The sequence below is a fragment of the Treponema sp. OMZ 857 genome, from assembly GCF_024181085.1.
Lineage (GTDB): Bacteria > Spirochaetota > Spirochaetia > Treponematales > Treponemataceae > Treponema.
The window spans coordinates 254,847-270,429 of sequence record NZ_CP051147.1 but is presented as its reverse complement, the minus strand read 5'-3'; the positions used below and the strand labels follow the sequence as shown (position 1 = coordinate 270,429).

12 protein-coding genes are annotated in these 15,583 nt (G+C 39.6%); 8 read left to right on the top strand and 4 right to left on the bottom strand.

Translation table 11 applies throughout. From position 1 onward, the window contains the following. The first annotated feature begins 116 nt into the window (after positions 1–116). From E4N66_RS01100 to E4N66_RS01075, 6 genes are all read left to right on the top strand, one after another. Positions 117–1,622, top strand: a complete 1,506-nt coding sequence (locus tag E4N66_RS01100; protein ID WP_253728637.1) for a type I restriction-modification system subunit M — start codon at positions 117–119, stop codon at positions 1,620–1,622. Continuing rightward, entirely contained in the window at positions 1,612–2,208 is a 597-nt protein-coding gene (locus E4N66_RS01095) for a restriction endonuclease subunit S (protein WP_052185496.1), read from the top strand. Before E4N66_RS01100 ends, E4N66_RS01095 begins: the two co-directional genes overlap by 11 nt. A 74-nt stretch (positions 2,209–2,282) precedes the next feature. Beyond that, on the top strand, positions 2,283–2,876 hold the full coding sequence (locus E4N66_RS01090) for a restriction endonuclease subunit S (protein ID WP_253728636.1): 594 nt from the start codon (positions 2,283–2,285) through the stop codon (positions 2,874–2,876). Positions 2,877–2,985: 109 nt separating this feature from the next. Continuing rightward, on the top strand, positions 2,986–3,294 hold the full coding sequence (locus E4N66_RS01085; protein WP_253728635.1) for a type II toxin-antitoxin system RelB/DinJ family antitoxin: 309 nt from the start codon (positions 2,986–2,988) through the stop codon (positions 3,292–3,294). Then, the gene (locus tag E4N66_RS01080; RefSeq protein WP_200877782.1) at positions 3,266–3,712 is read left to right on the top strand and encodes a PIN domain-containing protein; all 447 of its coding nucleotides are present in this window, start codon (positions 3,266–3,268) and stop codon (positions 3,710–3,712) included. The genes E4N66_RS01085 and E4N66_RS01080 overlap by 29 nt, the downstream gene beginning before the upstream one ends. 338 nt (positions 3,713–4,050) lie before the next feature. Next, entirely contained in the window at positions 4,051–7,281 is a 3,231-nt protein-coding gene (locus tag E4N66_RS01075; protein ID WP_253728634.1) for a type I restriction endonuclease subunit R, read from the top strand. Between the two features lie 15 nt (positions 7,282–7,296). On the opposite strand, the gene dinB is transcribed toward E4N66_RS01075, so the two are convergent. Next, positions 7,297–8,463, bottom strand: a complete 1,167-nt coding sequence (gene dinB, locus E4N66_RS01070) for a DNA polymerase IV (protein WP_044014696.1) — start codon at positions 8,461–8,463, stop codon at positions 7,297–7,299. A 126-nt stretch (positions 8,464–8,589) separates the two neighbouring features. On the opposite strand from dinB, the gene E4N66_RS01065 reads away from it, so the two are divergent. Beyond that, positions 8,590–9,159: a 2'-5' RNA ligase family protein gene (locus E4N66_RS01065; protein WP_253729418.1), complete on the top strand. Its 570-nt coding sequence runs from the start codon at positions 8,590–8,592 to the stop codon at positions 9,157–9,159. Positions 9,160–9,588: 429 nt separating this feature from the next. Continuing rightward, positions 9,589–10,194, top strand: coding sequence for an alpha/beta hydrolase (locus E4N66_RS01060; protein ID WP_253728633.1), 606 nt, complete (start codon positions 9,589–9,591; stop codon positions 10,192–10,194). A gap of 565 nt (positions 10,195–10,759) precedes the next feature. Here the strand turns inward: E4N66_RS01060 and E4N66_RS01055 are convergent. The 3 genes from E4N66_RS01055 to E4N66_RS01045 form a co-directional block, all read right to left on the bottom strand. Beyond that, positions 10,760–11,572, bottom strand: coding sequence for an adenylate/guanylate cyclase domain-containing protein (locus tag E4N66_RS01055; RefSeq protein WP_253728632.1), 813 nt, complete (start codon positions 11,570–11,572; stop codon positions 10,760–10,762). A 149-nt stretch (positions 11,573–11,721) separates the two neighbouring features. Beyond that, positions 11,722–12,714, bottom strand: coding sequence for a hypothetical protein (locus E4N66_RS01050; protein ID WP_253728631.1), 993 nt, complete (start codon positions 12,712–12,714; stop codon positions 11,722–11,724). Between the two features lie 9 nt (positions 12,715–12,723). Next, positions 12,724–15,561, bottom strand: a complete 2,838-nt coding sequence (locus E4N66_RS01045; RefSeq protein ID WP_253728630.1) for an Eco57I restriction-modification methylase domain-containing protein — start codon at positions 15,559–15,561, stop codon at positions 12,724–12,726. Positions 15,562–15,583 lie beyond the last annotated feature (22 nt).

Sequence of the window (15,583 nt, the reverse complement as noted above, 5' to 3'; positions counted from 1 at the left end):
CGCCCGGGATGGTACGGTCATTGCCCGCTTTGAACCGACCTCCTCCATGGCTGATGTCGCAGCATGTGTAGAAAAGTGTGTGGTAGGTAAATTAACTCAAAAAAGGAGCCGTCTCTATGCCGGTAAAAAACAATGCGAATATCGGATTTGAAAAACAGATTTGGGATGCTGCATGCGTCTTGTGGGGACATATTCCTGCTGCCGAATACCGGAAAGTAATTATTGGACTGATTTTTTTACGGTACATTTCATCTGCATTTGAAAAACGCTATGCTGAGCTAGTGAGCGACGGTGACGGTTTTGAGAACGATCGCGATGCTTACGAAGAGAAAAATATTTTCTTTGTACCCGAAAAAGCTCGCTGGAATATCATCGCGACGGCAGCGCATACTCCGGAAATCGGCATTGTAATTGATACCGCAATGCGGGAAATAGAAGCAGAAAATAAAAACCTTAAAAATGTGCTGCCTCAAAATTATGCAAGTCATGATTTGGATAAGCGTGTCCTTGGTGATGTTGTTGACCTTTTTACCAACATGGATATGGATGGTACGGAGGAAAGCAAAGACTTGCTCGGCAGAACGTATGAATACTGCATTGCGCAGTTTGCTGCCTACGAGGGTAAAAAGGGCGGAGAGTTTTATACTCCGGCAAGTATTGTCAAAACTATTGTAGAAATACTCAAGCCGTTTTCCAACTGCCGCATCTATGATCCATGCTGCGGATCGGGCGGTATGTTCGTACAATCGGTTCGATTTATCAATGAACATGCGGGGAACCGCTACGGTATTTCAGTGTACGGACAAGAAAGCAATGCCGATACCTGGAAAATGGCAAAAATGAATATGGCAATCCGCGGTATCGAAGTTGATTTCGGCTCTCATCAAGCCGATACCTTTTTTAACGACTTACATCCAACCTTAAAAGCCGATTATATTATGGCAAATCCGCCCTTCAATCTCTCAAACTGGGGGCAGGATAAGCTTAAAGATGATGTCCGCTGGAAATATGGGCTTCCTCCTGCCGGCAATGCGAACTATGCGTGGATACAGCACATGATATACCATCTTTCTGCTAACGGTAAAATCGGACTTGTACTTGCTAATGGCGCTCTTTCGACACAAACAAGCGGAGAGGGTCAAATCAGAAAAAATATTATTGAAGCAGACTTAATAGAAGGAATCGTTGCGCTGCCTACACAACTTTTTTACAGCGTTACTATTCCTGTTACCCTCTGGTTCATTTCAAAAAACAAGAAGCAGAAAGGAAAAACCGTATTTATCGATGCCCGCAAAATGGGACACATGGTAGATAAAAACCATCGGGATTTTAGCGATAAGGATATTAAAAAACTCGGCGATACTTTTGAAGCATTTCAAAACGGAATATTAGAACCGGTAAAAGGCTTCTGCGCAATCGCCGATACGGAGGAGATTGCCCGGCAAGATTTTATCTTAACGCCGGGACGCTATGTCGGTATTGAAGAACAAGAAGATGACGGTGAACCTTTCGATGATAAAATGAAACGTTTGACTACCGAATTAATGGGACTCTTCACAAAATCACACGAATTAGAAGCCGAAATACGTAAAAATCTTGGAGCAATCGGCTATGAGATGTGAGTGGAAAATTTATACATTGAATCAAACCTGTACCAATATATATAGTGGTGGAACTCCTTCAACAAAACAATCATTATTCTGGAATGGGGATGTAAATTGGCTATCGTCCAGTGAAACATCAAAACATTTCATTTATGATACAAAGAAAAAAATCACCTCAGAGGGTGTAAAGTTTTCTGCGACTAAAAAAGCACAGCAAGGTAGTATCATTGTCGCTTCTGCCGGACAAGGCTATACTAGGGGACAAGTAAGTTATTTAATGATAGATACATATGTAAGTCAATCTGTGTTAGTTCTTGTTCCTAAACAAAATATCATTCTGCCGCTCTATTTATATTATAATCTAACTAATCGTTATCAGGAGCTTAGGCAATTATCAGATGGAACAAGTACAAGAGGAGGCCTTTCTGGTTGGATTATGAAAAGAATGGAAATACGGCTTCCTTCTATTACCATACAACAAAAAATTGTTGATATTTTATATGATATTGATAAAAAAATCGAGCTCAATCGACAGATAAATACTAATTTACTGCTGTTATTTTTGATGCTTTTTGTTTTGCTGCGGATATTTTTAAGCAGATAAATACTAATTTAGAGCAGCAGGCTCAGGCAATTTTTAAGTCATGGTTTATTGATTTTGAGCCATTCGGCGGTACAATGCCAGATGATTGGGAAAAGGCGTGTTTACTGGATATTGCAGATTATGTGAATGGCCTAGCAATGCAAAAATATCGCCCTCTCAATAATGAACAAGGAATTCCTGTTATGAAAATCAAAGAACTTCGTCAAGGTTTTTGCGATAATAGCAGTGAATTATGTTCAAATAATGTAAATCCTGCTTATTTAATACATAATGGCGATGTTATTTTTTCTTGGTCAGGGAGTTTACTAATCGATTTCTGGTGTGGAGGTTTGTGCGGATTGAACCAACATCTTTTTAAAGTAAGCTCGAACAAATATGTCAAATGGTTTTATTATTGTTGGACAAAATTTCATTTACATCACTTTATTACGGAAGCTGCAGATAAAGCAACCACACTAGGACATATCAAACGAGAAAATTTAGCAAAAGCAGAGGTTGTTATTCCTACAAAACAAGTATATTTGACAGTGGAAAACTTGCTTAGTCACGTATATGATTTTATTATCACAACCCGTATTGAAAATACAGCGCTTTCTGCCCTCCGCGACACTCTTCTCCCCAAATTGATGTCTGGAGAAATAGACGTTTCAAAAATAGAGCTTGATTGATATATTTTCAAACAATTTGAAAGATTTTTACAGCTATAAGAATTTGTTATTACATTATACTTGCAAAAATGACTTTTTATATGATAATATCGGTTTCAGGAGATTCCTTATGGCAAGTACCTTAGTTCAAATCCGAGTAGATGAAAAGCTGAAAAACGATGCTGCTGCCGTCTATGAAGGTCTTGGCTTAGATTTATCAACAGCAGTGCGTATTTTTTTTAAGCGGAGCGTTGCAGAAAATGGCATTCCATTTAGCATGAAGTTAGGAAATTCGGATCAAAAGGCTTTGAAAAGGCGAATTCCACAAGATGTGATGTCTGCAATGCAGAAAATGACCGAAAGTGCTACCGTAAACGGCATTGCCAATATGAGTCTTGACGAAATTAATGCTGAAATCAATGCCGTTCGCAAGGGATAATAATATGCCTCTATATGCTGTTGTTGATACAAATGTGCTTGTTTCAGCATTTCTAAAGGAAAATTCTGTTCCTCGCTCTGTCGTCAATAACATGTATGCAGGTAATATTATTCCGATTTATAATGAAGAAATTATTGCTGAATATTCTACCGTACTGCACCGTCCAAAATTTTGTTTTCCGGCAAAATCAGTTGATATTGCAGTACATGCGATACAAGAGATAGGGATAAAATTTAACGGCATATCAGTCAATGAACCAATGCCCGATCCGAAAGACATTGTTTTCTATGCCGTTACGTTACATGCTCGGCAACAGTTTAATGCTTATTTAATTACCGGCAATATAAAACATTTTCCTGAAGTTCCCTTCGTCATAACACCGCATCAAGCCTTGGATATATTAGCCGATAAATTCTGATTTAGCGCAGCGATGAAACACCTCTTTTTTGAAAAATCAGGTTTTCGTGAGCCTTTTGAAAAGAGACGGTGTAGATACCCTGTCAGCAAATGTACATCCGTGTACATTTGCTGACGGCGAGTTTTTGCTCACGCAAAAACATCGCTCTTGTTTTATATCACGGACATCCATGTCCGTTCTGAAACGGTGAGAATTTCAGTAGCGGCATGGATGCCGCTGGTTTTATCAGAAGCGATGTTTCGGCAGCACCGAAACATCGCCATTAAAAGTGTACACGGATGTACACTTTTAATGATGCGACGCAGTAGATGCACTGTATATTTTCAAAAGGAGAGAGTGTGCAAAATTATACCGAAACCGATTATGAACATTCTTTGATTGAGCTTTTTAGAGATACATTGGGCTATGACTATGTGTACGGGCCGGATGTTGAACGGGATTTTCATAGCCCCCTGTTCCATACTGTTTTAGAGGATTCTCTGTATCGGATTAACGCGGATCTGCCGCAAGAGGCGATTCAGGAAGCGCTTTCTAAATTACAGCATTTTGAAAACGCCGAACTGCTGCAAAAAAATACGCTTTTTATGGATTACCTGCAAAACGGTATCGAAGTACAGTATTTTGATCAGGGGCAACGGCGGTCAGCTATCGTATATCTTGCCGATTATGACAATCCTGCGCGCAATTCATTTATCATCGCAAATCAATGGACATATATCGAAAACAGCACAAAACGCCCCGATATGCTCCTGTTTCTTAACGGACTGCCGATTGTACTGATAGAACTGAAGTCACCATCCCGTGAGGAAACCGATGCATCCGAGGCTTACCGGCAAATCCGCAACTATATGAGAGAAGTCCCTTCTCTGTTTATCTACAATGCAATCTGCGTAATGAGTGATCAGCTTACCTCAAAAGCAGGTACGATAACATCCGGAGAAGACCGCTTTATGGAGTGGAAAACAAAGGACGGCAACTACGAAAATACCCAGTATGCTCAGTTTGATACGTTTTTTGAAGGTATGTTTAAAAAAGAACGGCTTTTGGATATCATCAAAAACTTCATTTGCTTCTCGGATGAGGGACTCGAGAGCTTTAAAATCCTTGCAGGGTATCATCAATACTTTGCCGTGCGGAAAGCCATCCTTTCAACGCAAAAAGCTGTTAAGACCGACGGAAAAGCCGGAGTGTTTTGGCATACGCAGGGAAGCGGAAAATCTCTCTCGATGGTGTTTTACGCCCATTTGCTGCAAGCTGCATTGGAAAGCCCTACTATTGTAGTAATTACGGATCGAAATGACCTTGACGATCAACTCTATGGTCAGTTTGCTAAATGCAAGAGCTTTTTGCGGCAATCTCCAATACAAGCAACAAGCAGACAAAACCTAAAACAACTGCTTGCAGGACGACAGGCAAACGGTATCTTTTTTACCACCATGCAGAAGTTCGAAGAATCTTCTGAACCGCTGTCGGAACGTCGGAATATCATTGTGATGGCAGATGAAGCTCACCGCGGACAATACGGCCTCACCGAAAAAATAAAAATAGCCAAAAACGACGCAGGTGAAGATATCGCCAAACGGATAATCGGTACTGCACGCATTATTCGTAACAGTCTACCGAATGCAAGTTATATCGGTTTTACCGGAACACCGATCTCCGCTGCCGATCGCAGCACTCGCGAAGTGTTTGGCGATTACATCGATATTTACGATATGACGCAGGCAGTTGAAGACGGCGCAACTCGGCCGGTATATTATGAAAGTCGCGTCATCAAGCTCAAACTAGATCAGGAAACTTTGCAGCTCATCGATGCGGAATATGATGCGGCTGCGCAACAAACCGATGAATACGTCATTGAAAAAAGTAAACACGAACTTACCAAAATGGAAGCATTGCTCGGCAGCGATGAAGCAATCGATTCGCTGGTGCGCGATATTATTGAACATTATGAAAGTAACCGTGCCTGCCTTCTAACCGGTAAAGCGATGGTTGTCGCTTATTCCCGGCCTATTGCGATGAAGATTTACCGTAAAATGCTGGAGCTGCGTCCTATATGGACTGAAACCGTTGCTGTCGTTATGACTTCTACCAATGATGACGATGAATCATGGCGGAGTATTATTGGAAATAAACACCGACGGGATGAACTTGCTGCAAAATTTAAGGATAACACGAGTCCGCTCAAGATTGCGATTGTTGTCGATATGTGGTTGACCGGTTTTGATGTACCGTCTCTTGCTACCATGTATATATACAAGCCGATGGCTGGGCATAATCTGATGCAGGCAATCGCCCGTGTCAACCGTGTTTTTCAGGATAAAGAAGGAGGACTCGTAGTCGATTACATCGGGATTATACGGGCGCTCAAACAGGCAATGAACGACTACACCAGCCGCGATAAAAAACAATACGGCGACACTGATATTCTTTCCGTTGCTTATCCTACCTTCCTAGAAAAACTTTCTATCTGCCAAGACCTCTTACATGGCTATGATTACTCTATGTTTATGACCGGTACCGATCTGGAACGGGCAAAGGCGATAAGCGGTGCGGTGAACTTTCTTATGGCACGTGAAAACGAAAAGCAAAAAGACACTTTTTTGAAAGAAGCATTCTTGCTCCGGCAAGCACTCTCCCTCTGTTCTTCCGTTGCTGTAGAACCGCAACGGTTTGAAGCTGCTTTTTTTGAAGCGGTACGTGTTTTGTTAGTCAGATTAAGCTATACCGGTGGCGGCAAACGGCTTTCACTGCCTGAATTGAATGCTCAGATCAATGCGCTTTTAATGCAGAGTATTAAAAGCAGCGGTGTAGTCAATCTTTTTTCGGATATTTCAAAAGCTTTTTCCCTCTTTTCTCCGGGATTTTTAGAAGATATTGCGAATATGAAAGAGCGCAACCTTGCCGTCGAGCTGCTCAAGCGGCTGCTTGCGGAACAAGTACATATCTATCAGAGGTACAATGTTGTAAAATCAGAAAAATTCAGCAAAATGCTGCAGCAGACCGTAAATGCCTATTTGAACGGGATGCTTACCAACGAAGAAGTCATAGCCGAGATGCTCAAACTCGCACGGCAAATCACCGAAGCCGAACAGGAAGGAAAACAGCTAGGCTTGAGCGCCGAAGAATCCGCGTTTTATGATGCTCTCACGAAGCCTGAAGCAATCAAAGATTTTTATAAAAATGATGAGCTGATTGCAATGACAAAGGCATTAACCGAAACACTGCGTAAAAATAAAACCATCGATTGGTCGCGGAAAGCAGGTGCTCGGGCACACATGCGGATGCTTATCAAAAGACTCTTAAAAAAATATGATTACCCGCCAGCAGGGGTAGAAGATGCAGTGGAAACTGTTATGAACCAATGCGAAGTGTGGACAGATAACCTTATGGAACTTGATTCCTCCGCCGTCATATCATCTAATACAACAGTGCAAAAGGAAAACGTAAAAGCAGCACAAACTACGAACTCAAAAGCCACAGCGATAAAAGACACAGTGCCGGCACAATCGTATACAGACGCATCCCTTGCCGCAGAGACAATCCCGAAGTACGGAAGCAAGCCATAAACTCATTATACTCCGCTATTCTCCCCGCGGGAGCAATCGTGCTTGCACAATTTTGACATCTTTATTCTTCTTTGCAATATTCAAAACCGCTTCTTCAATTTTACGTTTTTTTGTCGCTTTTTCGGAAGCAAAAAGCTCCAACTGACTGTTGTCGCTGCCGACATCCACCCCAATCCCGATAAGCCGGACGGACAGCGCCGTATCAAAACGGGAAAAGAACAGCTTTTGTGCCCGCTCATATAAATCAGCAGAATCGTTAATCAATGCCCCGCTCTGCTGTGCCGAAATGGTGGTAAAATCCGTATACCGTATTTTAATATGTACGGTGCGGCTTTGAATACGCTCATCAAGAATACGGCACATCAACTCAGCACTCAGCTGAAACAGCACATCGGAGATTTCGTCTCTTTCATGAAGATCGGTTTCAAACGTGCGTTCCGTACTGATAGCATGACTTTTCCGCTCTTCGTTAAAAACATGCGCCATATCTCCGCGGACGGCTTGATACAAAAACGTACCGGCGGCATTCCCGATAATCAGCTGTAAAACGGATTCCTGCTGTTTGAGAATTTCAGCAATAGTCGTCAGACCGGCCTCCGCAAGTCTCGCACGCGTTTTGCCGCCGATCCCCCATACATCGCTTAAACGCAGCGACTGCATAAACGCCCCTTCTCCGCCTGGCGGAATAACCAGCAAACCATCCGGTTTCGATTGTCCCGACGCAATTTTTGCAATGTACTTATTAGAAGCAGCTCCTACGGAAACGCGCAAACCGGTTTGTTCAAAAATGGTAGTTTTTAAAAGCCGGGCTGCCGTTGTCGTATCGCCGAATATTTTTTCAGTACCGCTCATATCGAGGAACGCTTCATCGACAGAAAGCTGCTGTATATCGGGACTAAAGTTTTTAAAAATGCTCATAATCTCTTTCGATTTTTCATAGTAACGCTGCATTCGTGTTTTTATAAAGATCCCCTGCGGACACAAGGCACGCGCACGGGCTATCGGCATCGCAGAATGGACACCGAATTTCCGCGCTTCATACGAAGCAGTTGAAACAACACCTCGCCTACCAAGCCCGCCGACAATAACCGGCTTGCCGCGATAAGCCGGATTATCAAGCTGTTCTACCGAGGCAAAAAAAGCATCTAAATCAACATGAAAAAATACCGGATTATGAATCATTTTCAGTTAACCTTAACATTGCATAACTATTATATCATAACTTTGAGAAAATCCAGCTGCCGGCATTCAGAATACTGAAGAACACCAAGATAGAATGATACATGGTTTTATGCTATAATGATAGAGATGAAACAAAACAATGTTCCGCAGCAAACGCATTTTATCGGGGTTCTCCTTCCAGAGGATATAACCCTTACTCTGGAAGATTGCCGCCGTTATATGAATGAGGTTTACGGCTGCAAGTCAGGGCATGGCACTCCCATCCATGTTACACTCGTCCCTCCGTTCGGATTGCAAGAAGAATATTCAACAGCTGATTTAATCAACGCGATTGAAAAAGAAGTCTTGCCCAAAGGCTTAGGTTTTACTGCTCATATTGATAACTTTGATGCGTTTGGAGATAGAACACTTTTTGCAAACGTCGTTGCAGGTGAAAATTGGACAAAGCTCCGTGATAAAACGGTACAAGCAATTTTGAATGCCTGTCCAGGCTGTACTAAAAAAGACAAAAAGCCTTTCCAGCCTCACGCAACTGTTGCAAATCGGGATATTCCTGTAGGCATAATGACGAAGGCACTTCAGGTTATGAACGAACTAAACCTTGCGGAAGACTTTCCGGTTGATAACATCACGATTTTTGAACGGAAAGGCAACAGGTGGGAAGCGGGGATTACTCTGGAAATTCCCATGTATTGACTTTAGAATTCAGGATAAACGCATCAGGTCGTTTTTTTAGTCTCCCCGCGGAAAAATTGATACTATTCGACCAGAACTGCCAAGGATGGCAGTAGTTCCATACAGCAGCGATGTTTTGTGCGCGCACAAAACTCGCCTTCAACTGTTGTACACGGATGTACAACAGTTGAAGATGGTTCAAATGGTCTCACAGTATCAATTTTTCCGCGATTTATATCTACTCTACCTGATGCGTTTACCCATTTGCTGGAAAAATGTGCGAAATTTTAAGCAAAATTTCGCACAGAGGAAGGAAGGCAACCGCTAAAAATATTTGTAATGCGGTTGCCCTGCCTTAGAATTTTCCTATGCCGCTCGGCAGGATTGGGAAGATTTCTTAAAATAATTTATTGTTTCGGATTTATAGATGCAGGATAGGAGCTATTTTAAATGAACAACGCTGTTATATATGTGCACGGAAAAGGCGGTTCCGCAGACGAAGCAAATCATTATAAAAAACTTTTTAATGACAATTATGAAGTTATAGGATTCGATTATAAAGCGGAATTACCGTGGCAGGCTAAAGAAGAATTTCAAAACTATTTTGATTTTATCGCTCCAAAGTACAGTGAAATTTTATTAATCGCAAACAGTATAGGAGCTTATTTTTCTCTGATTTCTTTATCGGAAAAGCCGATCACAAAAACCCTGTTTATTTCGCCAATTGTCGATATGGAAAATCTAATCTTAACTATGATGAAAAAGGCAAAGGTATCCGAAGAAGAACTGAGGGCAAAAAAGATAATCAGTACTTCTTTCGGCGAACCCTTATCGTGGGAATATCTTTCTTTTGTCAGGAACAATCCTATAACATGGAACATTCCTACCGGCATTCTTTACGGTAAAAAAGACGATATGACTTCTTTGGAAACAATGACGAATTTTGTACATACAATAAACGCGAGCTTAACGGTTTTTGATAGGGGCGAACATTGGTTTCATACGGAAGAGCAAATAAATTTTTTAGATACGTGGGTTAAAAGATTCATTCAGTAGATCAAATCATATCAAGCTTACCTCGCGTAACTCGGTAACAGCGTTCTGGTCAAGGTGTATTTTTCCGCTAATGCAAAAAAAGTTTTTTTTAGGCTTTGCGTGGCCGGCGTGGTTTTCAGTAAAATTGCATTGCGCAGATTCAAATAGTTTAATGAAGGTTGATACTGATGCTAACAATGGTTCCGGTAACATTTTTACTTGTTCAATAACTGTTTCGTAAGACATTGAAGGACTTCTGTGTGTTAATATTGATATATGATAGTAATATTCATTAGTCTTTGTTAATTTTTATTCCATACATAGAAATTGGTGAATATATTTATCAAATTCATCAAGAGTGTGAATAGTTAATAAATATTTTTGCCGTTTAAATACAGTTATAAGTATTCCTATAGCTACCTATCATATCTTCCTCCTCTACAATTTTAACTATTCAACACTTTTGTATAGATCATGCGGGATTCTTCTTGTAAGCTACATATAGCGATTCATTCTATTGAAAAAGCTGTAAATAACCATTTTTCGGCACATATGCTGAATAGCCATTATTTTTATAATATTGCTCCTAATCATTATGGTTATAACCATGATACTGGCTATTTTTTTTAAATTCTGAGAAATAAATTTTTGCAATTTCTGGCGCTGAAATTGATGGAATATGTGTAGTATTACATATAATTTCTATTATGCTTTTTTCTCCAATATTTTTCAGCTCTACACTTCGTGCTTCTTTTTTCTGCCAACCACTATCTGATTCCTTATATAATTCATTTTTTGAGTTATACCACTTTATTGATGGAAATATATCTTTAAATACATAGTTAGATTTCCAACAACTTTCTGGAAATACAATTGATTTTAAGCAATTTGACCTGACTGATGTACACCGTGCTGCTAACATAACAGGCAAACCAAAAACTGAACAATTATACTTTAATGGAGTTCCCACATAACCAATAACAACATGACCACTTGCAATACCAATATGCGGAGAAAAATCTAAAGCATCATACTGCATCATCATACGAGCTGTTTTTAAAGCATCAATAAAATGATCCTCAGAGCCAAACTCATTAGCAAAGACAACCATAATTTCATCGCCAATATATTTGTCGATAAGGCCATGTGAATGCATTAATGCTTCTGCAGATATCCATGAAAAAAAATTATTAACATAAATGAGTGTTTCAATCGGATTAAGGTCTAATGTTTTCTTTGAAAAAGAGGTAATATCTGCAAATAATACTGAAGCATTAAGTTCGATACCTTTTACAGGAAATTTTGCCCCCCAACCATCATCAAAACACCTATCAACAGTTAATGGGTTAGAAGTTAAATAATCTTCAAGAGATTTGTAATTGTATTTTACTTCTGACATCGTCTATCTCCTTTTAAAGAAATTTTGTACTATAATACTTATAACCGTAATATCTTTCAATAAAATCAGTTTCAATGAAGTATCCCGATACAGAGCATGGGAGCATTAAATCCTCCTTTGATTAAAATACGTAATCAGAGGGTATAATATTATTCATTTTCATATAATTTCTCCAGAGTATTTAAGTCTACTGCTGTTTTTTCTACAAAAACTTCCCAACTCATTTCCCCATCACGAACTAACTCAAGATTATTATCAATATGCTGTAATAATGGATATTCTTTTACAATTGGATATAGGATATCATAAAAAAAAGTTCTATTCGGCACCCGTTCTCCTTTTAATAGTTCTTTAGCTTCTCGAATAAATAAAAATATATCTCGATGAATATCCGTTTCTGATTTTATCCCATATTTTACATATAATTTGTCAAGACCTTTATCTCCCCTAATGCCTAATAATTTTTTTGATTGAACTTCTAAATCTTTTCCAAGAGACAATTTTAAAATACTTGTTAACTCAGAAAAACTGTCTGATAGTAAATCGAGAATATGCTCATTATTAGTTTTTGAATCATTATATGGACTTACTAATAGTTCTTTAATATTCTGTTTATCCGCTACAAAAAAATTTTGTACTTCTAATAATTTTTCAATAACAGATACTATTCTTTCATATAACCAATAAGCCATATTACTATCAAACTGGTCGGATAACATTTTATTTGAAACCTGAATATTTGATTGCTGTTTTAAACCATATTTTTTATATAGTTTTTTGAGCCCCTGAATCCCTTGATTTTCTAGTAAATCTCTATCCTCTATCTCCCACTGCCCTCCAACTACAAAACTAAAAATCTTTGTTAAGTCAAAAAAAGAATTTGATAATAATTCCAAAATACATTCTCTATCACTTTGAAAACTACAGCTAGAGAATAAGTCTTTCATATACTCCTTGTCAGGACATGAACTATAAGGAAATCTATTAAATATAAATTTATCAAAACCACTTTCATCACTATAACCTAATACTAATAAAAGAATTTTTTGTAGTTTATACAAATACTCTATAACATATTCTATTTTCTCGTCTAACCAAGGATTCATATAAGCAAATTGATCAGACATATTTGTATTTCCCATAACTCTTTCTTACTCCCCCTCCGCAACCTTCACCTCATCCGCAGTCACCCCGTACAGTCCATATACAACAGTATTTATCTGCTTATCCAAAATATCAACCCGCTGTTGTAAGAAGTTCTTATCAGAATCGGAGGTTGCACTATTCAGCTGTTCCTGTGAATCAAGCATTTGCTCAGCCAAATGGATAAGCGGCGTTTGCTCTTGAAGTGGAATTTTTTTAATAGGCAGTTCTTTTAGCTGATATCCTTTTATTTTAGGAAATAGTAACTTGTTATCGGAGTATGTTGTACTCCAATAATTTTTTATTAATTTTGAATTTAATATAGACAGTATGTATAATAATGAAAAATCAGAATTTTTCGACCAAATACTATATAATGTATTTGATGCAAGTATGTCAGCTTTACATAGACCTACGATTGGTATAGAACCGATTTGCCTTACGACAATTCTATCTTTGCTGTAAACATTCCAATCACCGCCGCTTTTTATATTTTGTTTTCGATAATCAAAGAATTTTTTCGGCTGTGCAAGCGCAAATGAAAAAATATCTTCTCCATCAATGATAGGCAGATAGTTATCATCTATTTTTTCAAATGAAATTGATGCTTTTCTATCAAATGCTTGTATACCAAAATAAGTATTACAAATAGTTCCTAAGGGTACCGTATCTGTAAATTCCATCTTTTTCACTTGATTAATATTAAAAAGGAAATCGGTATTTTCTTCCCATAAACGTTGAATAATCATCCGGTAATTTTGTAACGTTTGATTTTCTTCTTTCTCTATAATAATTGCATGATCTTTTTCTTTTTGCTTACTTAAAATTATTGTAGCCACATCAACAGAAGCTGTCATAAAAACGGTATCATGTATGACTAGTCGCTCAATATCACAGCAATGTAAAATATATTGGCGTAGTGGTTTTATATATTTATTTGTGAGATAGGTATTCGGAGTAATAAATCCAAGCATTCCTTGATCAGCTAACAGCGTAATTGCCTTTTCAAAAAACAAGTGGAATAAATCTATTTTATAACTTGCAACTTTATAGAATTTATAATAATTCAACAGTGTTTCATCAGTCGTTCCAGGCTGGCACAATACATACGGCGGATTCCCAATCACGCAATCAAAACCGCCGTCTGCAAATATGCCCGGGAACTGAGCATCCCAGTCAAAGGCGTTCACCTTACGTTGTTCCTCTATACCGAACAGTGTTAAATCCTTACCCGTGTAGTAATCCGTTCCGATAAGGCTGTTCCCGCATTTAATATTATGCGACATATCCGGTAAAATTTTTTTGTGTTTCTGTATTTCGCTCTGTTTGAATAGTGTAGACTGCCCTCCTGGAGAAAGCGCCTTACCCTCATTTTCCAAGAGCTTCAAAAAGAGCGAAAGCTTTGTTACCTCCACCGCCTGTGCGTCGATATCCACACCGTAGATATTGTTCAGCAAGATGCGTTTTTTCTCTTCGACACTCAGCTTATACTCCTTTGTTGCCGCATCTTTGTAGATAAGCCCCTTCTTCTCTGCCTGCGCACGCCGCGTTTCCGCATAATACCAATCCAAGTGCCAGTCCAGCAAATACTGATATGCCCCGACAAGAAAACTCCCCGAACCGCATGCAGGATCAACAAAACGCAAACGGCTTACCTCATCAGGTGTCTTGCCTACAAGCTTTTTACCGATTGTGTTTTCAACGATGTATTTAACGATATAAGGCGGCGTATAATACACACCCCCTGCTTTTTGTACTTCCGGCTTTTCAAGAATTTCTATGCTGTGCCCGTTCTTCGTTTTGCGCGTAAAGCGGATAATCTTTCCCAAAAAGCGTTCATAGATGGAACCGAGTATTTCAACCGGCAGTACGCTGAACTCATACTGACATTCAGGATAATAGAGCGCATTGATAATACTGATAAGCGTTTTATCCGCAACGGCAAGTTCGTCAAGCCATTGGTCGGAAGCAAACAACCCTGCATTGAATTTAGCATTCGCATTTTCAAAAAGCCGCTGCACATTTTTATAAATAGCCGTTTTTTGCTCCGCGATTTTTTTAAGCTGATTTCCTTCTTCAATTTCTTTATCTTCACAAATCCGTAAGAAGAGCAGCCGGTCGATAATTTTCTGCACAGCGCCCGTCAAATTGAATGCATCGATTCCGTCATTATGCAACGCAATATCTTCGGCAAGAACCATCCGCCATTTTTCGATCATATTCAAAATATCATCATCGACAGTTGCCGTCCCCCGCTTATCTTTCGTCCCTTCATAATAGGTATCGAACTTACCAAGATCGACGGCATCCCAGCTGATTTTATCGTACAGCGATTCAAAATTATCAGAGAGCTGATCGTAAGTCAGATACTCAATGCGGGCAGTGGCGGCAGAGTCTTTTTCGGACGGCTTAATCCGCGTATCGTAAATCGCAAATTCCTGAAAGTCCGTCAGCACCGCAATCGGCATCTTTGAAGTATAGGCATACCGCCGCACCTGCAGCGCCGGTTCGGGATTTGTTTTAAGGTCAACACTCGGCTGCTTTGCTTCCACATACATCTTCCGCTCGCCGCCGTAACAGAGCGTATAGTCGGGATGCTTCACCTGCCCGTTCATCACTACGCGGTCTTCGGTAATAACCTCCTGCCGATCATGCCGCGCTCCTTTCTCATTTTTGACATCCCATTTCAGGCATTCAAGCAGCGGATCGATAAACTTATTGCGCACTTCGCTTTCCACAAAATTCTTGGAAAGATAAAAGGGCTCATTTTCCTTAAATTGATTTACCAGCTGCGCCACACGTTCCTTGCGTTCCGCCATCGTCATGTCTTTTGCCTTAATGGACATCGTATCCTCCTGCCATTTCGAT

Coding starts and splice junctions, on each gene's coding strand:
- E4N66_RS01100 (WP_253728637.1), top strand. CDS start 117: ATGCCGGTAAAAAACAATGCGAATATCGGATTTGAAAAACAGATTTGG.
- E4N66_RS01095 (WP_052185496.1), top strand. CDS start 1,612: ATGAGATGTGAGTGGAAAATTTATACATTGAATCAAACCTGTACCAAT.
- E4N66_RS01090 (WP_253728636.1), top strand. CDS start 2,283: ATGCCAGATGATTGGGAAAAGGCGTGTTTACTGGATATTGCAGATTAT.
- E4N66_RS01085 (WP_253728635.1), top strand. CDS start 2,986: ATGGCAAGTACCTTAGTTCAAATCCGAGTAGATGAAAAGCTGAAAAAC.
- dinB (WP_044014696.1), bottom strand. CDS start 8,463: ATGATTCATAATCCGGTATTTTTTCATGTTGATTTAGATGCTTTTTTT.
- E4N66_RS01065 (WP_253729418.1), top strand. CDS start 8,590: ATGAAACAAAACAATGTTCCGCAGCAAACGCATTTTATCGGGGTTCTC.
- E4N66_RS01060 (WP_253728633.1), top strand. CDS start 9,589: ATGAACAACGCTGTTATATATGTGCACGGAAAAGGCGGTTCCGCAGAC.
- E4N66_RS01055 (WP_253728632.1), bottom strand. CDS start 11,572: ATGTCAGAAGTAAAATACAATTACAAATCTCTTGAAGATTATTTAACT.
- E4N66_RS01050 (WP_253728631.1), bottom strand. CDS start 12,714: ATGGGAAATACAAATATGTCTGATCAATTTGCTTATATGAATCCTTGG.
- E4N66_RS01045 (WP_253728630.1), bottom strand. CDS start 15,561: ATGTCCATTAAGGCAAAAGACATGACGATGGCGGAACGCAAGGAACGT.